This window comes from Chloroherpetonaceae bacterium, assembly GCA_033763895.1.
Classification (GTDB): Bacteria; Bacteroidota; Chlorobiia; order Chlorobiales; family Thermochlorobacteraceae; genus JANRJQ01.
In genome coordinates this window covers 75,202-94,676 of sequence record JANRJQ010000010.1, presented here as the reverse complement: position 1 = coordinate 94,676, position 19,475 = coordinate 75,202, and the positions used below count along the sequence as shown (strand labels likewise).

The following is a 19,475-nucleotide window of genomic DNA, read 5'->3' as shown; positions in this document are numbered from 1 at the left end:
CCTTTGAATTTTCTTATTGATAAGCGTTCAATTCGTTAGAAATATTTGTAACTTTGAATAATTGATTCGCATAAGCAAAGTCACTTTGAAATAAACCAGTTCTTTTAATTATGTCCACTTTTAGTCGCCGCCTCGCCCGCGAATGCATTATGCAAGTCCTTTTTGCGGTTGAATTACGAAAGGAACCCATCCAAAAAGTTGCAGAAGGGATTTTACCTGAAGAACTGCTCACCGATGAAAAGGCAAAAGAATTCACTTACAAAATTATTAATGGCGTTTTCAATAATCTTCCCACAATAGATACCTTTATTTCAAAACACGCCGATAATTGGGAGCTTTCCCGAATGGCGGTTATTGATAAAAACTTGATGAGAATGGCAATCTCCGAAATTCTCTTTATGGATGATGTTCCACCAAAGGTTTCAATAAACGAAGCCATAGAAATCTCGAAAAAGTTTAGCACTGAAAAAAGCGGAAAATTTATCAATGGGGTTTTGGACGCAACCTTGAATGAATTGAAAGCTGCTGGTAAGCTGACAAAAGCCGGCCGAGGATTGGTCGATCTTCCGGCAAAACATCCAAAGGATGCCCTCCCGCCTGCTTCACCTCCGGCGACTCCAGTTGCATCTCCACCGATCCTTCCACAGGCTGCCGAGATAAAGCAAACAGGAAAGCCCGGTACGAAACAAGGGTTTAACAGTAACCCAAAACAAAGTGCGCCGAAAACGGTGAAATCTGGTCGAAAAGGGTCCGCTTAAGGCGTACTTTATTTTGTTACACGGCTGGCGCTCGTATCACATGTTAGGAGATATCGTGAATCAATACCATTCCCTTTATGCGATCGGAGATATCCACGGTTGCCTGAAAACGCTTCATGCTTTGATGAACACCCTTGATCCAAAACCCGATGAACCATTGATATTTTTGGGTGACTATATCGACCGCGGTGCAAAATCTTTCGAAGTTGTTCAATATTTGCTTGAATTGTCACAACAACATCCGTGCTATTTTTTAAGAGGCAATCATGAAGAAATGCTTTTGCAGTTTCTCACCGAAGGGCTACAAAGCGACTCCGGAGAACATTGGCTAAATCACAATGGAGGAAATGAAACACTTCAAAGCTATCGTGAAAATGGCTTCAATCAGATCCCTGATACACATCTCGATTTTTTTAACAGTACCCATCTCACTTTAGCTTCACTCATCAATAATGAGCCTTACTTCTTTGTCCACGGTGGATTAAATCCAGCCCTCACCATTGTTGAAAACCTAACCAATAACAATCGATTTGATTTGCTTTGGGAGCGGCGGCATTTAAAACCACCATTCATCAATGGTGAAATGCCTTATGCTTGGGAGGCGACAATTGTTTGTGGACACACGCCTGTTCCCGCACCGGTTTCTCAAGAGCGGCTTATCGCCATCGATACCGGCTGTGTTTATAATTTTCGATCTGATCTTGGAAAACTTACTGCCGTTCATCTTCCTTCCCGTGAATTTATTTCAGTTCCAAATTGCGAATCTTCACTTTGAGTTTAAGTAATCTATCGTTAAGTGAATGAGAGATTGAACGCCCACTTTTAAGGCAGATTCATCAACCATAAATAAAGGAGAGTGATTTTGTGGGGCGCCATTTAATTTCTCTTTCGGCGTAACGCCTAAAAAATAGAAAAACCCGGGAATCTTCTTTTGATAAAATGAAAAATCCTCAGCCCCAGTTCTGAGCAGACCCGTTTCGATATTATCTTTTCCAAGCCTTCGCTCAAGGCTTTTCACTGCAATTTCTGTAAGCTCAGGATGATTCACTGTTGCCGGATACATTTTTCGAATTGTAACACGAGCCTTAGCGCCGGCGCTTTGAGCAATATGCTCTGAGGTGTTGATAATTCTTCGGTGAATCTCTTCTTGCATTTCTTCATCATAGCTTCTTACGGTTCCCATCATGTGAACGCTATCAGGAATGATATTATATCGAAGCCCGCCGTGTATGCTGCCAACAGTTATGATTGATGGAACTGCCGTAACATTGACTTGCCTGCTTTCAATCGTTTGAAGCCCCATTATGATTTGCGAAGAAATCACAATCGGGTCAATTCCTGTCCAAGGTGTCGCCCCGTGTGTTTGTTTTCCTTTCACGGTTAGGTCAAACCAATCGACCGCTGCCATTGTTGGACCTGAGCGATAAGAGATTTTCCCAGATTCAATATCCGCCATCACATGTAAGCCGAAGATGGCGTCAGGTTCTGGGTTTTCGAGTACGCCTTCCTTGATCATTAATTCTGCCCCACCTTCTTCACCATCCGGAGCACCTTCCTCGGAAGGTTGAAAAATAAACTTCACATCACCTTTCAATTGATTTTTCATTCCGCTCAAAACTTCAGCCACTGCCATTAAAATTGCAACATGACAATCGTGTCCACAAGCGTGCATGACATCAATCTCTGCCCCCCGGTAAATTCCTTTCGCTTTAGAGGCGAAGGATAAGTCGTTTACTTCTTTGACGGGCAATGCATCCAAATCCGCTCGTAACGCAACCACTTTTCCGCGCTTAGCGCCTTTAAGCAAAGCCACAACACCGGTATGTGCTACACCGGTTTTCACTTCAAGCCCAAGTTTTTTGAGGTGTTCGGCAACCACTTTCGCTGTTCGAAATTCTCGGTTTGAAAGTTCAGGATGCTCGTGGAAATCTCTTCGCCACTGTAGCATTTTCGGCTCTATGCTCAACACGGCCTTTTCTACATCCTCGTATCGCAAACTGCTTGAAATTTGAGTTTGTTCAAGCTTTTGTGTGGTTGGCCCCTGAGCCTTGACAGATACCGTAAGGCAGAACAAAGCAATCAGAAAAAAAAGAGTCTCTTTCATTGATGCAAATATTTTGACATTTAAGATTGATTACTAAATATGAGGATTGACCTTTATTTTGTCAAAAGGTTTATCCAATCATTCTTCAATAAAATGGGTATCACTAAATCACAATTAGTTGAAAAAAGAAAAGAAAAAGTACTGAAAATCGCCTCGGTTTTGGGGAAAGAACTTCCCGAACCAAAAACCGAACTTCTTTTCGCTACACCGTTTCAATTGCTTGTTTCTACAGTACTCGCGGCACAATGTACCGATAAGCGAATCAATATTGCCACAGCTCCGCTTTACGCCAAATATCCCGATGCCCACGCGATCGCTTCGCTTTCGGAGGAGGTTCTGAAAGGATATTTGAAATCGGTTAATTTCTTCAACAATAAAACAAAAAATGTTTTGGCTCTGAGCCAAGCGTTGGTTGAAAAGTTTGGCGGTGAAGTCCCTCAAACGTTGGAAGAACTAACTTCTTTACCCGGTGTTGGCCGTAAAACGGCTCATGTGGTAATGGCCAATTGTTTTGGCAAACCTGTTCTTGCCGTTGATACGCATGTTTTTCGTGTTTCCAATCGAATTGGAATAGCAAAGGCAAAAGATGTGCTTGAAACTGAAATGCAATTGATGGCTTGTATTCCCACGGAGATGGTCGCCGATTTTCATCATTACTTGATTCTTCACGGGCGATACACATGCAAGGCTCAGTCACCGAATTGTGCAGGATGTAAGATTACTGATGTATGCGAATTTTATGAAAAAAATGCTGCTAAAGCAATGAAATCAAGCAAACCCTCAAAAAAGAGTTCTGAAAAAGATAAGAAAGCAAGTAAGAAGAAATAACCGCTTCAAGTAATGCATTGAAGGTTGGCTTTATGAAAAGAGAAAGCCTTGAACTTGTTTGAAAAAAAATTCAATTGAGGCTTAATCTTCAAAATCCAATCTGTTTCAGCTGTTCCGAGACAGCCTCACTATAGTGACCTCCGAAAAGTGCCGCATGAACCAAGAGTGGATGGAGTTGATAAATCTCGCACCGCTCTTCCCAAAAGCCTTGTTCAATTGGATACCGCTCATGATACGCTTTCCAAAAATGTTTTCCTGCTGTATTGAATAGGTTTATTAAGGCAAGTTCAAGTTCTCGGTGAGCAAATGAAATTGCGGGGTCGATAAAGCCTGCAATTTTTCCTTCCGCAACAATGATATTTCCGCTCCAAATATCGCCGTGAAACAAATTGGGCTTTTCGGGTTCTGTGATCAGTTCTTCAAGTTTTACAATCAGTTTTTCAATTTTGCGAAGGGTTTGAAGTGAAATTCGATTCGTTCTAATTGCCAACTCTGCAATGGCTAAAAGACGATTTTCTCCAAAAAATGAAATCCAACGATCCACCTTCGAATTCACTTGAGAAATACCGCCCAAAGGTGTTGAAAAATCAAATCCAAAATAGGTTGCGGTTTGATTATGCAACGCCGAAAGATGAACAGCCAAATCAATTTCCGCAGATACATCATTTTGAGTGCCGGTACTCCCTGCAATAAAACTCATCGCTAAAATTTTTTGACTACTTTTAATCACCTTCGGAACCGGTAATTTGGTAAACTCAAATAAGTATATAAGCGAGTTTGCTTCAGACACCAATGAACCGTTGTCATGAAGGTCAACCTTTACAATTATTGGTTGTTTCTCAATTGTTTTGGAAAGAAATTTTACTTTGTAAACGAGGCTTATTGCATCTTCTTTCAGTTTCAAAAAATCAACCTCTCCGAAACCTAAAAAACCTTCGATTTCTCGCTGAATCTCAGTAAACTTCATCATCACCTTTTTGGTTATTTTTATTGATAGAAATGATTCTTTGTGGGTAAAAATGCCCGAACTTTCTTCTCAAATAAGAGTAAATTAAAATCGTAATAGTAATGATCTTTGCTCTTAATTATTTGTTTGACGTATGACGATGCAAGATTCTTTTTCGAATAGACTATCTCCCTTTCAAGTGGCTCAAGATAATTATAGCCGCTTCGAACTACGGTTTTCGACTCTACTTATCCTTTTAACCATTTTCTTTTTTGGATTAAGTGGGTGCTATACGCAATTTGTGGCACCATCAGAGACATCGGTAAAACGCCAACGCATCATTATCCCTCGCTCAGCACCATCATCAACCGATTCAATTACGCTTGACCCCAATGAATCCTTTGAGGCAGGAGCAATGCAGGATGCAATTATCATTGAAAATGATTTCACACCAAATTATTCACGATTTTTTTCCCCCGGCTTTGGGTGGCAATCTCCTTATGGCTTTAACTCTTTTTACGACCCATTTATTAACCCTTGGGCATCTCCTTCGATAGGATTTGCAGGAATTTGGAATAACCCTTGGGGTATTTGGAATCCTTATTGGGGAATCGGCGGTGCGAATTGGAATGGATTGTGGGGTTTCCCGATAGCCGCTGCACCTTGGGGTTGGAATTGGTGGGGTATTCCGCGACCAATCCCTTACAACTCAGAATCACCTTCTTACGCAGGATATGGCATTAACCGAAGAATGATGGGAAGAATGAGAAGTTCGATGGTTTCAGTACCACAGTCTTCACCCGTCGGTTCTTTCAATTCTCAAAACTTGTTATCACCTTCGAGCGAAAATAATTTGGTTCCACCCGCACCAGTGAATTATGGAATCACCAATCGTCGCACAAACGGCTCAACAAATCAATCTGGAACTAACGGCGTTCTGAACAACGGTGTTAATTCAGTGCCTTTAGGTCAAAGTAGCACAACAACTGGAACAAGTACCACAATTTCACGCCCTCAGAATAGACGTGCTAATCCTCGAAACTATGCTATACCACAAGAGAACTATAGGCCTCAAGCCTCTCCCGTGCCTAGGAATACATATACACCACCCGTAAATTCAGGAAGATCTTCGCCAACTGGCACAAATGGAAATTCAGGAACAACACGCTCAGGAAACTCGAGTGGGTCAAGGAGCAGCGGCCGTGGAAGAAACTAGTGGAAGAAACGAATAGAGCCATCACCTATGACATTTAACAGAAAAATTTTAAGTCTTGGAATCGCATCATACCTCATTTTTTTGTTGGTAAGTGGATGCGGAACTTTCACTGTACTTTCACATCCTGAGGTTGAAGTATTAGACCCTGATACAAAGAAATTTTATTTTGAAGAAGTCACTTTCGCTTCCAATTGCTCGTCTTGTCATGAAGGAACACCAGATAAATTCGGCATTTATTCTAAGCTTGCTTTAAAGGAGCCGCTTTTGGCAACAGGGCAAGGAAAAACGAGTTATGAAAAAATTATTTCAGAAATAAATCAGAATGCTGAATTGGCAAATAGCGGTGCGGAATTCGATGCTTTTTCGATTTACGCGAATTCACCATTTCTCTCTTTTTATTTGATTCCTTGGTGGTATCAAAGTGATAACATTCAATCCTCTTTGTTCTCCGGTCAACTCAATGAAGAGGTTATTGAGAACCGAACAAAAGACACTCGCCGCCAAAGTTTTCGTCGAATTTTAGGTCGCCTTCGTTTAGAAAATGAAACCTATATGAATTTCCAAAATGGGGCTGGAATCCGTGCAAACGGCACTTTGGTTCAAATGCAAGGACAAGGAATTTCGCCCTCAATGGTCGTGCAATGGCCAAGTTTATTTCCGGATTCAACGGCTGTTTCTCCTTCATCAAATACCATAGCACCAAGTGCTTCTTCACCTTTAGGAGGTGATATCAGCACAACGCGCCGAACTGCGCCTGTAACCCCAATTGAAACTCCGCCACAAACTTCACCACCGCCTGAGGCTTCACCCAATCCAATTAGCACACCAGTAACTCCGCCGCCCGCAGCGACGCAACCTCCTTCAACACCCACGCCTGCACCGCCTGCTCAACCGGCTCGAGGCTCAGAGAAAAAAGAAGAAAACTCAACGGGCAGAGCCTCCGGTAGAAAAAGAAACTAAATCAAAGATTTCTCTAATCAACTTTATTTGAAACACGGATATCGAAGTTTATTTTTAGTATAATTGTTTATATGTATGATATTTATGAAGAATAGTCCAATCCCCAATTTGCATGATGGGTATGAAATCGTCGAAACCTTGCTTTTAGAATTTATTCGTAACGAGGTTCGCAAGTTTGGATTTCAAAAAGTTGTTTTGGGTCTTTCAGGAGGGATTGATTCGGCAGTTTCATGTACACTCGCCGCGAAAGCCTTGGGTCCAGAAAATGTACTTGCCGTAATGATGCCGTATAAAACGAGCAGCCCAGAAAGCCTCTCTGATGCATCACTTTTAGCAGAGGCTACCGGTGTTGAAACGGAAGTTCGCGATATCAGCGCAACTGTAGATTCCTTTTTTTCTGATAAGGGTGATGCTTCTCGGATGCGCCGTGGCAATGCGATGGCTCGGGTTCGAATGATTACCCTCTATGACATCTCGGCTCGTGATAGTCGGCTGGTTATCGGTACGAGCAATAAAACAGAATTGCTTTTGGGTTACGGAACACTTTTTGGCGATATGGCTTCGGCAATAAACCCAATTGGTGATCTCTATAAGACTGAGGTTTGGGCACTTGCCAGACATTTAAAAATACCGGATAAATTGATTACTAAAATTCCAAGTGCGGACCTTTGGGAAGGGCAAAGTGATGAAACCGAGCTTGGGTTTACTTATCGGGATGTCGATTACTTGTTAAAAATGTTGGTTGAAGAACGGCTTCATGACGAGGACATACTGAATTCGGGGATTCAGCAAGAATTCTTAACGCGTGTAAAAAAATTGATTGTGCGAAATCAATTCAAACGGCTTGCGCCTGTTATTGCGAAGGTTTCGTCGAGAACATTAGGAATTGATTTTCGTTATGCGCGCGATTGGCAAGCCGTAAAATGATTTTTTTTAAGAGTCAACAAATCAAATCGTGAGTTTAAATTTACAGACCATTGAATCAGCCGGACAGGCAACCATTGAACTCTCAGGAGAATTTTTAGGTGGTGAACAAACCCGAACTTTGGACGATGAATTCACTCGCCTTTTGGACGGTGGGATGAAAAAAATCACTTTGAACTTTAAGAAAGTTTGGTTTGCCAATAGTTCCGGAATCGGGCTTTTGGTTCGCCTTCACCTTCGTGCACAAAAAGCAAATTCTCAGCTTGTCATTGAAAGCCCGGGTGAAAATGTTTTAAAGTCAATCGTTGCAATGCAATTGGATAAAGTTTTAAGCATTGAGACTTCCAACCCAGCTTAATCAAACCTTTGAATTAAGCGTATTCAATGAGTAAAAAAATTCGTGTTGCCATTCTTTCGCAAGATATTCGCCGCACGGGAGGTGTAGGAACACTTACGAAGTTTCTTGGCAATTATCTTAATAACAGACCTGAATTCCACGCGAAGGTCTTGGTTTATGCCCCTTTTAATAAAGAACCGGATTTAAATGTTTCACTCTTAAATGCCTTCAATCTTGGAAAGGGAATTGGGAAACGAGAACGACTTGTTCATAACCTTGAGCAAATATTAATCGGAACATACTTCCCTGAAATTGAAACACAACGATACGACTCCAATAGACTTTGGCAAGAAACGCTTAACGACTTCGATATTTTTTGTCTTGTTACAGGAGCGGCAATGCTTGGATTCCCTCTTGTTGAATCCGGGAAAAAGTATGTCTCTTGGATAGCAACAACGATTCGAGATGAACGCGAAAGGCGAATGAAAACAATGAAGCCTGCTGAGTATTTTTATAATCGGCTAATGTTGCCGCGTTGTGTCGAACAGGAAGAAATCGTCTTAAAAAATTCTTCACATATCTTTGCTCTCAGTCAATACACGGAGGATATCACCCTTCAAGAATTTCCACACCTTTCTTCCGTTCCATTTAGCCTTGCTTTTTCTCCTGTTGATTTATCCAAATTCCCTATGCGAGAAAAAGAAAATACCGAAAACCCCTACTTGCTTTTTGTTGGCCGATTTAATGATGAGCGAAAAAATATCCCGCTTTTACTCGAAGCCTATCATACCTTAAGCAATAAGGTTCCTTCTGTTCCAAAACTGATTATTGCCGGTGCTGAATCCGCACCGAAAGAATCGCTTTTACAACTTGTCAGTAATTTTGGATTAAAGGATAAAGTAGAATTTCGTTGCGATGTTCCACTTGCAGATTTACCGGGTTTATATCGCGGCGCACAATTCTTTGTTCTGTCTTCGAATCAAGAAGGTTTGGGAATTGTTCTCTTAGAGGCAATGGCTTCAGGAACACCGGTGATCTCAACACGCTGCGGAGGCCCTGAGGTCATAATTGAACATGAGGGTAATGGTCTTTTTGCTGAAAACAACAATGTAAATGATTTGGCCGAGAAGATGGAAATACTGACAAATCATTCAGAAGTGAGGAAAATCTATTCCATTCGAGGGCGAGAAACCGTCGAGAAAAAATTTTCTGTTGAAGCCATCGGAAATCACTTTGTAGAAGTGTTTCGAAAAGTTTATCCTGAAGTTTTTGAAAAGGCGTTGAAATCATCAGCCTCTTGAGTCAAGCCAACGCGCGATTTAAGAATCGTAGCCGAATCCTTTGAGCATCCGCTCGTTTTCACGCCAATCTTTACGCACTTTCACAAATAGTTTTAAAAAGACCGGTCGCCCAAGAAACTGTTCAATTTCTCTTCTTGCTGCTTCTCCAACACGTTTGATTGCTGCGCCACCCTCGCCAATCAAGATCGCCTTTTGTGAATCTCTTTCGACGATAATTGCGCATTCAATCAGCTCTTTTCTCCCTTCCGATTCAAACTGCTCTTTGAACGACTCCACTTCAACTTCAGCTGAATATGGAATCTCTTTACTAAACTGTTTGAAAATTTTTTCACGAATGATTTCCGCTACAAAAAACCGTTCGGGTGCATCGCTTAAAATATCTGTTGGATAAAGTGGTTCATTCTGCGGCAAATATTTACGAACAGCTTTAACCAATTCTTGAATATTGAAGCCTGAACGCGCTGAAAGCGGCACAATCTCAGCAAATTCAAATTCTTTTGAGAGATTGCCAATTGAAACCAACACCTCCTCCTGCGAGCGCTTGTCAATTTTATTGATTATCAGGATAATCGGCTTACCCGATTGATGAATTCGCTTGAAAGCAAGATTTTGAACGATCGGTTTATTTTCAGAAAGGTGTGCATCAAGATCAAGAATGAAAAGAATGGCATCACTGTCGTCACGGGCGTGGTCTGCGATGCCAAGCATCGCTTCGTGAAGTTTATATTTTGGGCTCATAATTCCGGGCGTATCCAAAAGTACAATTTGACTGTCTTCTGAATTATAGATGCCAAGCACTTTTTTTCGGGTGGTTTGCGGCTTTGGGGTAACAATCGAAAGCTTTTCTCCAAGTAACGCATTCAGCAAAGTCGATTTCCCCGCATTAGGCTCTCCGATGAGGGAAACGAACCCGGAGCGAAATGAATTCGTGTTCTCGTTTGACATATTAATATTTGGTTGGTTCACATGCATTTCAAGAACCCAATGCATTTCGAGAAAACATCTTAACCAAAATAGCGAACTTTACTCCGATTTTCCTTCATTGGAAGATGTTTTTAACTCCGGAAATACCACATTAAACGTTGCGCCCTCACCGATGCCGGAAGAATTGGCCCAAACTTTTCCGCCGTGCAATTCCACCAATTGTTTCACAATCGAAAGTCCAAGTCCGGTTGCTGATTCTCCAGCGGTTGGCTTGGCAGAAAGCCTTTGAAATTTTCTGAAGATCTTTTCCAAATCTTCGGCACTAAGCCCTAAGCCTTCATCACGAATACTCAGTAGAATACACGGGATTGCATTTGGTGGGGGAGATTTTCTCAACAAAATTTCAAGGTCTTTCGGAATTGCATCTTCTGTTGAGCGAATCTCCCATTTTACTTTTTCAACCGTGATATAAATATTCTTTCCTATTGGTGAGTATTTAATGGCATTTGAAAGCAAATTATCGACAATCTCACGTAACCGATTATCATCTCCGGCAATGAACGCTTCTGGGGCAAGTGAACAATGAATGGTTTGATTTTTTTTCGTCGCAATTGGTTCGTTCGTTAATACCATCAGTTTCACCAATTGCCCAAGATTCACCGGCCGAAGGTTCAGCCATAGTTTTCCATCTTCGATTTCTGTTTGCTGTAAAAGTTCTCGAATGATATGTTCCATTTGCAGAGAAAGATCACCAATAAGGGCTGCATATTGCTTTCGCTGTTTCTCAGGTAATTCAAGACTTTCCAGCATTTCAGAAAAATTGATAATGGCTGTCAGCGGATTTTTTAGGTCGTGTGCAGCAATGGAGAGCAATTCTGTTTTCATTGCATTGGCTTCGGCAAGTGCTCGGTTTGTTTCGGCCAATTCAACATTTCGCAAGCGAAAAATTTCAACTTCCTTTTCAATGGCATCCACTTCCAGTTCCATCATCAGGTTTTTAATTCTTTTTTCAGATTGAGCGCCGAGCGTCGTTTCCGTGATTTCATGATACTTTTTGAAATGCCCCAATGCACGTGCAATATCGGAACGCATTTCAAAATACTCGGAAAGCAAAAGGTGAAACTGACCGATGATGATATCAGGCTCATTGGATCGTGTTAACTCAATGCCGGTTTTGAGGTAATGAAAAGCTTCATCCAACTGCCGGCGTTGCAAGTGATAACGAGCAAAGTGAAGGCAAACCTCCAATTGAAGCTTTGTGCTTTGAAGCTCCAAAGAAATATCATAGCAGAGAGAAAGGTAGTGCAGCGATTTCTCCGCATTTTCCAAGTTATGGCAGATCTCTGCAAGGTTCAGCAGCGACTCCGCCTTCAATTCCAAATCGTCAATTTGATCTGCTTTCAGCAAGCAGTCTTGAAACGCTTGTTCGGCTTTTTCGATGTTTCCGATTCGGTAGTAGGCTCTTCCTAAGTTCAAATTCAGAGCGGCTTCGCCTCGGGTATCGCCCAACCCTTTTCTTAATTCCAAACTTTGAAGAAAATTCGCTGTCGCTCTTTCATACTCCCGAAGCCCAAGATATATCAACCCTATATTCATCAGACAGCGCGCTTCGCCGAGTGTGTCACGAAGACTTCTCCTGAGGGCGCGGCTTTCGCTGTGAAAACCCAGTGCCCGCTCATAATCACCTAAGCTGAAATAAATTCCTCCGATTGAATTTAAGGTTGCCGCCTGACCGTTGTAATCTTCCAATTGTTGATAAAGAATCAACGCTTCTTTTGAATTCGTAAGTGCCGTTTCATAATCATTGACCTCGCGGTAAAGTACGCCCAAAGTACGAAGCGAATCGGCAGTGCCTTTGAGATAACCTAATTTTTGCGAGAGATGCCCTGATTCATGACAGTACCGAATCCCCTCTTCAGGATTGGTGTTTCGAAGTTGATACGCAAGCTCAATCAGCAAATCAACCCGCTCCTGATTCTCTCCGGTTTCTGTAATACGCTCTTGGAGCTTCAAACTATTCTCTTTCATTCCTATTTCTCTTTTTACTCCAACGGTTTGTAATAGGACATTTGTAAACTCTCTTTTTGCAGTTCAGATTCAGGGAATGCAATCAGGAAACTGCAACCTCTATTTTTTCCGGCGGACTTCAAAATTAAATTTCCCCCCAATAACTCCGTAAGTTGCTTGACAATCGATAATCCTAAACCGGTTGAGGATTCTCCTTTTGTTGGTTTCGAAGAAAGACGTTGAAATTTTTTGAACGCAAGTGCTAAATCATTCTCAGAGAGCCCCTGCCCTTCATCACGAATTGCCACACAGACATACCTTCCAAGTGGTAAAAATCCTGCACATATTTTATGCGTGTAGGGATTGATGGATTCAAATTCAATATCAGAAAAAATTGGGTCAACTTCTTGAACGAGTTCATTGAGCGGTAAGATTTCAGGGATGAGTATAGTGGCTTCTTGCTCCTTTGAAAATCGAAATACATCAACACAAATTCGCTTTTTGCGATCCGAATACTTCATTGCGTTGGAAAGCAGATTGTCTAGAATTTCACTGAGTTTACTGGTATCGGTATTGAGATAAAGATCTTTTTCAATTGTAAGTAAAAGGGTTTGCTCGTTTTGATTGGCAAGCTCTTGATTCGAATCAACAATGAGTTCAACAAGCCTAGAAAAATTGGTCATTTTCATGACAAGCTTTATGGCGTCTCGGCTGGCGTTGGCAAGCAAATCATCGATGATTGTAATCATTCGTTCTGCAGAAGTATAAATTCGGCTCTGAAATGAAAAGTGTTGAGAGTTGGGTTCAAGAGCATCAAGCGTCAGTTTTGATAATCCCAAAATAGACTGTAACGGGTTTTTGAGATCATGTGCCGCAAGGGAAAGCAATTCGGTTTTAAAGTGGTTTGCTTTTTCAGCCGAGTGACGCTGCTTTTCAGCCTCAGCCATTGCATCTTCGGCCTGTTTAAGCGCATCTTGAAGGCTTTCATTAATTAAGGCATATTCATTTCTCAAGTCTTCGCCGGTTAGCAACGCATCTTGAAGTGCCTTATTTGCACGTGCCAATTCTTCGTTTTTTACTCTGAAGATATCGGCCTCGGTTTGCGCCAATTCAATTTCATAAATAAGCTTTAAGTCTTTTTCTTTCTCAGCGAACTTTTGCTCCAACCCCTTTTCAAAGAGAATTTGAGACTCTTCCAATCGTTGATTGGCTTCTTCAAAATCTCCTTTTGAGCGAAGCGCTGTTGCCCAGTATTTCAGCAGTTTCGATTTCGCAATAGGCCCCGAAAAAAGCACCGCCGTGTGTAACAAACTTTCTTTGATCAGCGATATCGCCTCTTCACTGCGACCGTTCTTGATTCGAAATCCAATCAAATGAAAAATTTGCTTCTGAAAAGTATTTTTAAACTCTCCAAAAAAGAACCCGCGCATTTCAAAATGCAACGCCTCTCCAGATTTTATCCCCAAAGGCTGATTCATAAATTGGATAATTGCTTCTCGTAGATTGAATGGATCTTTGATGTCATTGGGGGATTCATTGAAAGCAATGTGTTGCAATTCATCATAAACATCCGAAAATACACGATCGGCAATATCGATTTCCCCGCAATGCTCATAAAATCTTCCCAGTGCAAACTTCACTTCACATGAAAGCGGTGAAGGAACCGTAAATCGTGATAACGATTGCTTGAAATGCTCTAGCGCCTTTTCAATTGTGCCTTGATTCTCGGCGATTAGTGCTTGAATGTAAAACATGATTGAACAAATGCGATTTCGCTCCTGCTCGCTCTTGCAGTAAGGGACTGCCATTCCCAGCAAATTCAAGGAGATTTCGCGCTTGCCTAACCGTGCATATATTTGAGAAAGGGGAATGAGATAAGTAACCAGTTCTTCATTTTGCGGGAGTTGTGCAACAAGTGTTTGGCTTAGTGTCGCCCATTTTTCTGAATCCTCATTTTCTTCAAGCGAAAGAAAGACTGTAGAAAGATCAAGGGAAAGGAGCACTCTTTTTTTCGTTTCGCCCAATCGCTCATAAACTCGGCCTGCTTCGAAAAGTCTGGAAAGGGACTTGGCATCACGATCAATCAGCCAACCAAGCCTTCCGGCTAGTGCCAAAGCATCGGCTAAATAGGTTTGATAGAGAAAAACCTCTTCCTCATTTTCTGCACTTTGATACAATAGCTTTTCAGCCGCGGTAATCGCGCGATTGGCATAGAAGAGCGCATTCGCCATTTCCTTATCCTTCATGCCTAAGGCAATCTCCAAAAGCTTTTTCAGCTGATCGAGTAAATTACTTGGAAAGTGATGAGGCTCTTCAATTATTTCGGGAATTGTGTGACTCATTCCATTCTAACGCTTGATGCAGTTGAATATAATTTAGTCAAATTTGTGAGACTTGAATTTCGTATGGGTTCAAATCTTACACGTTTTCTTTTTTGAACGCCGGGGAAGAAATTATCTTCACACTTGTCAATTTATCTTTCAATACGAAACTTATTTTTGCACCACCTTGAAACAATTCACACGGCTCGCAACCTTATTTCTGATTTTCCTTTCATCTTTAACGGGATGCAAAAAAAATTCAGACCACGGGGTTGAATCAACCCGTTCAACCGCGGTAATTGCAATTGGAACCGATTTCGATCATCTCAATCCATTGATTATTCAACTGGGAATTTCACGCGAAGTTTGCAACCTTCTTTACCCAACTCTTTTTTATCGCAATTATGATGAAGAGAGCGGGTCGCTCACTTTTGAACCCGCTTTTGCCGCCTCTTGGAAATTTTCGGAAGGCGGGAAACGAGTGACGCTCGTCTTAAGAAATGATGTTTATTGGAGCGACGGAAAAAAAGTAACGGCGCACGATTTGGCTTTCTCTTATAGGCTTTATGGCAACCCCGATGTCACAAGCACTCGCCAGCAGTACATCGGCGATTTTCTTCGGACTTCCACAGGTGAAATCGATTTTGAAAAATCCATTCAAATTGATTCGGACACCGTGATCACCCTAAGCTTTTCAAAGCAACTCACCGAAGCTATCTTCTTTGATCACTTCTATGATTTACTCCCTATTCCAAAACATGTTTATGAATCAGTTGCACCGCGCGATTTCAGAGCAAAGTCATCGGAACTTCCGATTCTTTCTGCCGGGCCGTTCAAAGTGATGCAGTGGGATAGACAATCGAAATTAGTTTTGGTACCAAATGAAACAAGCGTATTGCCACATCCGGCAAAGCTTTCGCGGGTGGAGTTTCAAGTGATTCCCGAATACACCACGCGGCTTACTGCGCTGAAATCGGGAAGTGCCGATGTGTTGATGGCAAGCGGCGGAATCGCACCGCCAGATGCAGAACGATTGGAAAAGGAATCTCCCGAGATTCAAGTCATCTCAGTTCGCAATCGCTTTTTCGATAGCATCGTTTGGCTTACAATTGATGGCGAGGCTTATCGAAACGGAAAAAAAATTCTTCCGAATTTTTTCTTTGGCGATAAGAAAGTAAGACAAGCAATGACTTATGCCGTCAACCGCGAAGCCATTGTTGATGGGTTTATGCGGGCAGAACACGCGACGATTGTGAATACCTCCCTTTCACCGGCATACAAATATTTGCTCGATACCACCCTTCATCAATATGAATTCAACCCGCAAAAAGCCAAGGCGTTGCTCGCGGAAGCAGGTTGGAAAGCGGGCAGCAACGGCATTCTTGTAAAGGAAGGAAAAGCATTTTCGTTCAAACTGATTGCGCCAACCGGAAACGCCCGCCGCTCTTATGCCGCCACTATTATTCAACAAAACCTGAAGGACATTGGCATTGATTGCAAGCTTGAATTTGTTGAAACCGTGCTTTGGAATAAAGGTCAGAACACGTGGCAATATGATGCAACAATTGCCGGACTTGGCGCGGAAACGCTGCCCTTTCAATTGGTAATGTGGGGCTCAGACTTTGAACGAAATAACTTTAATTCATCGGCATTTCAGAATTCAGAACTTGATGACATTATTGCCAAACTTGCTCTCCCACAAACGCCTGAAAATGAAAAGCAACTGTGGCATCGCTTCCAAGCCATACTTCACGAAGAGCAGCCGCGGACATTTCTCTATTACTTCGATGAATTGGAGGGCGTCAGCAAAAAATTGAAAGGCGTGAAAATGAATATGCTGATGACGCTTTTTAACCTGCATGAATGGGAATTCAAATAGACCACAAGCTTCGTTCTGCCTTGTGTTTCAAGTTCATTGACTTTCGGTTAAGCCCCTCCCCCTAAATTTTTTCCTGTCACAAATTCACTCTACCAACCTTAAAGGTGGAATCATCCACTTCAAACACTCATTCATCACCCTTAAACACTCATTAATCCACCTCAAACTCTGATTCATCCACCTCAAACACTCATTCATCCACCTCTAACATTCAATTATCACTCTTTAACACTCAATGATCCACCTTAAACACTTATTCATCTACCTCAAACACTGATTCATCCACCTCTAACATTCAATTATCACCCTTTAACACTCAATGATCCACCTTAAACACTCGTTCATTTACCTCAAATATTCAATATTCGACCTTAAACCTTCAATTTTCAGTAAAAAACATGAAACTTTTTCTCTTTATGCTTCAACACTGAAGCAAAAAGGTTCAAAATCAAACCAATTTGGTCGAATTTTTCAATTTTTCGGTATGAAATTTTATTCAAAAAGCTTCGATTTCGCGCCTTTGTGGTTCAAAATCGACGCTTTGAGGTTCAGCGTTGAATGTTTTTGCTTCAATTTTGAAGTAAAAACCTTCGAGCGAAGTTTGACCGGAATTGAATGATGCGTTGAATTGAGAGGGAATCTTCTTTGGGAATGCTGATTGGGGTGAAGTTTTTGTTTCTTAAATAGAAAAGGGCTGCAAATCGCAGACGATTGCAACCCTATTTATCACGAAAAAAATGAATCAGATTGAAACGGGAGAAAAGCGTTCGGAAATCGTTTCTTTGACTTTTTCCATCTGCCACATTGGCGTTGAGGTTGCGCCGCAAATGCCCACAGTTTCTACAGGGTTACCCGTTTCATTAACGAACCACGCCGATTGCAGTTCATTTTCATTTTCTACAAAAAAAGTTTTGGGATTATTCTCTTTGCAGATACCAAATAAGACTTTTCCATTGGAGCTTTTTTTACCGGCGACAAAGACGATAACCTCGTGTTCTTTCGCAAAATCTTTGAGGATTTCATCGCGATTTGAGACTTGACGGCAGATGGTATCTTTGGCTAAGAAATCTGCGGCTTCGGCGAGCGTTGCTTCGGCATCGAAATTTTTCGCGGCGTTTTTTTCGGCAAAAAGTTTTTCGAGATTGGCCTTTAATTCATAGAAGCCTTTAGTGTCTTGCGTGGTTTGGGAGAAGAGCACGGTCTTTTTTGTGAAGTTGATTGGTGCGATTTCGGCGGGGTCGTGCAAGTCTGCGTATTTAATCAATATGGCTTCGCCACGGCATTGGCCATTGACGCCAATCATTTCCGCGTGATCTTTCTTCCCATAAATCAGCACTTGATATCCTTTATCATAAAAATCTTTCACGCGGCGTTGAAGTTTCAGCACCACCGGGCAAGAGGCATCGATGAGTTCGATGTTATGATCCATCGCGTATTGATAAGTTTCGGGCGGTTCGCCGTGGGCACGAATCAGAACCTTCGTGTTTTCAAGTTTGGAAAAGTCTTCCTTGGAGATGGTTTTAAGCCCCATCCTTCCTAAGCGCTCAACTTCTACGGCATTGTGAACGATATCGCCCAAAGAATAAAGATGACCGCTTTCACTTAATTCACCTTCAGCCATTTCAATGGCAAACTGCACACCAAAACAAAAGCCCGAATGTTGATCAATCGTGATTTTCATACTTCTTAAATTTTATTTCACAAAGATAACAAGGTTAACTCGGTTATCCGTTCGGGATTTCTTCCCTTTACTTCGCAAGAATCATTTTCTTCGTTTCTATTCTTTCTTTTGAAATGAGTCTGTAAAAATAGATTCCTGAAGAAAGTCCCCGCTCGGCTGCATTAAAGTCAAATCCATATTCTCCGGCTGCTTGCCACCCTTTGAAAAGAGATGCTACCTCGCGACCTAAGACATCAAAAACACTCAGGGTAATCTCGCTCGCGCTTGCAACTCGGTAACGAATTGTGGTGCTTGGGTTAAACGGATTCGGATAATTTTGCAAGAGTTCAAAATTTCTTGGTAAGGTGTTTGTGATTTTCCGAACGCTTGATGTTCCCTGAGGAATAATTTGCTCAACTGTATTGACGGAATTTGCAAGCGAATCAATCCCTCCCAAAACATAAAGCCCACCGCGATATTCGGCGCGTGCCATCCAGTGCCTTTTTCCTGAAATGCGAAGCGAATCCGTTCGCCACGAATTTGTGAGAATATTGTAAGCAATCACGGTATTGTAAAAAGCTCCTGTGCCGCCATTCAGATTTCCACCGATACAGTAAATCTGTTCATTGACAATTCCCATTGCACATGCCCCCACTTGATAAGGAGATTTCGCAAGGGTTGACCAAGTGCCTGTTTGTGGAGAATATTTTACAAAGGATGAATCTCGAAAGCCAATGACATACATTTCCCCGTTAAAGGCAATCGAACTTAAATCATTTGAACCCGTTCTTCCGGCATTGGGAAGCTCCGTCCAAGAGTTTCCGGGGATGGAATATCGATATGTATTTCCTCCGGGATTGACGAGATAAATGCTATCTCCAATCACTTCTGCGGTTGTTCCCCAAGTAAACGATTGAGATGTAGGAAGTGCTGCAAGAGAAGTCCACAATCTCGTAGAAAGATTATACTTGCGTGTCAATCTTGGGCCGCTTGGCCAACCGGCAATTAGGAATATTTCATTTCCTTTAATGACCGTTTCAACATCCCAAACGTTGCTGTCGGGAATGGAATCGTGATATGCCCACGAAGTTCCGTTGAAGCGATAAATGCGGGGATAGACAATGTTTCCACCCCAATTATTTGAACCACCAATGACATAAATACTATCGCCCCAAACCTGCGCTGAACCGGCACCTATGGGAATGGGCAATGGCGGCAATACTTGAGCACCTGTTTTTGTGGTGGTAAGCAATAAAAGAACAAATACGGTGATGATGAATTTCATTTGTGTTGTGATGAGTTTATGGATC

16 protein-coding genes are annotated in these 19,475 nt (G+C 41.9%); 9 read left to right on the top strand and 7 right to left on the bottom strand.

Features of this window, described 5'->3' with window-relative positions:
- Window positions 1-110: 110 nt before the first annotated feature.
- Window positions 111-758 (top strand): transcription antitermination factor NusB, encoded by a 648-nt coding sequence (gene nusB, locus SFU91_08655; GenBank protein ID MDX2129092.1) that lies wholly within the window; start codon window positions 111-113, stop codon window positions 756-758.
- Between the two features lie 55 nt (window positions 759-813).
- Window positions 814-1,533 (top strand): metallophosphoesterase family protein, encoded by a 720-nt coding sequence (locus SFU91_08650; GenBank protein ID MDX2129091.1) that lies wholly within the window; start codon window positions 814-816, stop codon window positions 1,531-1,533.
- On the opposite strand, the gene SFU91_08645 is transcribed toward SFU91_08650, so the two are convergent.
- Window positions 1,525-2,862 (bottom strand): amidohydrolase, encoded by a 1,338-nt coding sequence (locus SFU91_08645; protein MDX2129090.1) that lies wholly within the window; start codon window positions 2,860-2,862, stop codon window positions 1,525-1,527. The two genes, SFU91_08650 and SFU91_08645, sit on opposite strands and share 9 nt — an antisense overlap.
- A 93-nt stretch (window positions 2,863-2,955) precedes the next feature.
- Between SFU91_08645 and nth the strand changes: the two genes are divergently transcribed.
- On the top strand, window positions 2,956-3,690 hold the full coding sequence (nth, locus tag SFU91_08640) for an endonuclease III (GenBank protein MDX2129089.1): 735 nt from the start codon (window positions 2,956-2,958) through the stop codon (window positions 3,688-3,690).
- An 88-nt stretch (window positions 3,691-3,778) separates the two neighbouring features.
- Here nth and SFU91_08635 read toward each other — a convergent pair whose 3' ends face one another.
- The gene (locus SFU91_08635; protein MDX2129088.1) at window positions 3,779-4,660 is read right to left on the bottom strand and encodes a fructosamine kinase family protein; all 882 of its coding nucleotides are present in this window, start codon (window positions 4,658-4,660) and stop codon (window positions 3,779-3,781) included.
- Between the two features lie 130 nt (window positions 4,661-4,790).
- On the opposite strand from SFU91_08635, the gene SFU91_08630 reads away from it, so the two are divergent.
- The 5 genes from SFU91_08630 (at window position 4,791) to SFU91_08610 (ending at window position 9,374) form a co-directional block, all read left to right on the top strand.
- On the top strand, window positions 4,791-5,852 hold the full coding sequence (locus tag SFU91_08630) for a hypothetical protein (protein ID MDX2129087.1): 1,062 nt from the start codon (window positions 4,791-4,793) through the stop codon (window positions 5,850-5,852).
- Window positions 5,853-5,879: 27 nt separating this feature from the next.
- On the top strand, window positions 5,880-6,812 hold the full coding sequence (locus tag SFU91_08625; GenBank protein ID MDX2129086.1) for a hypothetical protein: 933 nt from the start codon (window positions 5,880-5,882) through the stop codon (window positions 6,810-6,812).
- 84 nt (window positions 6,813-6,896) lie between these two features.
- Window positions 6,897-7,739, top strand: a complete 843-nt coding sequence (locus SFU91_08620; protein ID MDX2129085.1) for an NAD+ synthase — start codon at window positions 6,897-6,899, stop codon at window positions 7,737-7,739.
- 28 nt (window positions 7,740-7,767) lie between these two features.
- Window positions 7,768-8,094, top strand: a complete 327-nt coding sequence (locus SFU91_08615) for an STAS domain-containing protein (GenBank protein ID MDX2129084.1) — start codon at window positions 7,768-7,770, stop codon at window positions 8,092-8,094.
- Between the two features lie 26 nt (window positions 8,095-8,120).
- Window positions 8,121-9,374, top strand: coding sequence for a glycosyltransferase family 4 protein (locus SFU91_08610; GenBank protein MDX2129083.1), 1,254 nt, complete (start codon window positions 8,121-8,123; stop codon window positions 9,372-9,374).
- An 18-nt stretch (window positions 9,375-9,392) separates the two neighbouring features.
- Here SFU91_08610 and era read toward each other — a convergent pair whose 3' ends face one another.
- From era to SFU91_08595, 3 genes are all read right to left on the bottom strand, one after another.
- A complete protein-coding gene (gene era, locus SFU91_08605; protein ID MDX2129082.1) occupies window positions 9,393-10,319 on the bottom strand; it encodes a GTPase Era in 927 nt (308 codons plus the stop codon).
- A gap of 78 nt (window positions 10,320-10,397) precedes the next feature.
- Window positions 10,398-12,326, bottom strand: coding sequence for a tetratricopeptide repeat-containing sensor histidine kinase (locus tag SFU91_08600; protein MDX2129081.1), 1,929 nt, complete (start codon window positions 12,324-12,326; stop codon window positions 10,398-10,400).
- Window positions 12,327-12,340: 14 nt separating this feature from the next.
- On the bottom strand, window positions 12,341-14,647 hold the full coding sequence (locus tag SFU91_08595; GenBank protein ID MDX2129080.1) for a HAMP domain-containing sensor histidine kinase: 2,307 nt from the start codon (window positions 14,645-14,647) through the stop codon (window positions 12,341-12,343).
- Between the two features lie 166 nt (window positions 14,648-14,813).
- Between SFU91_08595 and SFU91_08590 the strand changes: the two genes are divergently transcribed.
- On the top strand, window positions 14,814-16,505 hold the full coding sequence (locus SFU91_08590) for an ABC transporter substrate-binding protein (GenBank protein MDX2129079.1): 1,692 nt from the start codon (window positions 14,814-14,816) through the stop codon (window positions 16,503-16,505).
- 742 nt (window positions 16,506-17,247) lie between these two features.
- Here SFU91_08590 and SFU91_08585 read toward each other — a convergent pair.
- The gene (locus SFU91_08585) at window positions 17,248-18,186 is read right to left on the bottom strand and encodes a 4-hydroxy-3-methylbut-2-enyl diphosphate reductase (GenBank protein MDX2129078.1); all 939 of its coding nucleotides are present in this window, start codon (window positions 18,184-18,186) and stop codon (window positions 17,248-17,250) included.
- A 67-nt stretch (window positions 18,187-18,253) separates the two neighbouring features.
- Window positions 18,254-19,450: a T9SS type A sorting domain-containing protein gene (locus SFU91_08580; GenBank protein ID MDX2129077.1), complete on the bottom strand. Its 1,197-nt coding sequence runs from the start codon at window positions 19,448-19,450 to the stop codon at window positions 18,254-18,256.
- Between the last annotated feature and the right edge of the window lie 25 nt (window positions 19,451-19,475).

Excerpts from the sequence above, each read along its gene's own strand:
- nusB (MDX2129092.1), top strand. The coding sequence starts at position 111 with ATGTCCACTTTTAGTCGCCGCCTCGCCCGCGAATGCATTATGCAAGTC.
- SFU91_08645 (MDX2129090.1), bottom strand. The coding sequence starts at position 2,862 with ATGAAAGAGACTCTTTTTTTTCTGATTGCTTTGTTCTGCCTTACGGTA.
- nth (MDX2129089.1), top strand. The coding sequence starts at position 2,956 with ATGGGTATCACTAAATCACAATTAGTTGAAAAAAGAAAAGAAAAAGTA.
- SFU91_08635 (MDX2129088.1), bottom strand. The coding sequence starts at position 4,660 with ATGATGAAGTTTACTGAGATTCAGCGAGAAATCGAAGGTTTTTTAGGT.
- SFU91_08630 (MDX2129087.1), top strand. The coding sequence starts at position 4,791 with ATGACGATGCAAGATTCTTTTTCGAATAGACTATCTCCCTTTCAAGTG.
- SFU91_08625 (MDX2129086.1), top strand. The coding sequence starts at position 5,880 with ATGACATTTAACAGAAAAATTTTAAGTCTTGGAATCGCATCATACCTC.
- SFU91_08620 (MDX2129085.1), top strand. The coding sequence starts at position 6,897 with ATGAAGAATAGTCCAATCCCCAATTTGCATGATGGGTATGAAATCGTC.
- SFU91_08610 (MDX2129083.1), top strand. The coding sequence starts at position 8,121 with ATGAGTAAAAAAATTCGTGTTGCCATTCTTTCGCAAGATATTCGCCGC.
- era (MDX2129082.1), bottom strand. The coding sequence starts at position 10,319 with ATGTCAAACGAGAACACGAATTCATTTCGCTCCGGGTTCGTTTCCCTC.
- SFU91_08600 (MDX2129081.1), bottom strand. The coding sequence starts at position 12,326 with ATGAAAGAGAATAGTTTGAAGCTCCAAGAGCGTATTACAGAAACCGGA.
- SFU91_08595 (MDX2129080.1), bottom strand. The coding sequence starts at position 14,647 with ATGAGTCACACAATTCCCGAAATAATTGAAGAGCCTCATCACTTTCCA.
- SFU91_08585 (MDX2129078.1), bottom strand. The coding sequence starts at position 18,186 with ATGAAAATCACGATTGATCAACATTCGGGCTTTTGTTTTGGTGTGCAG.
- SFU91_08580 (MDX2129077.1), bottom strand. The coding sequence starts at position 19,450 with ATGAAATTCATCATCACCGTATTTGTTCTTTTATTGCTTACCACCACA.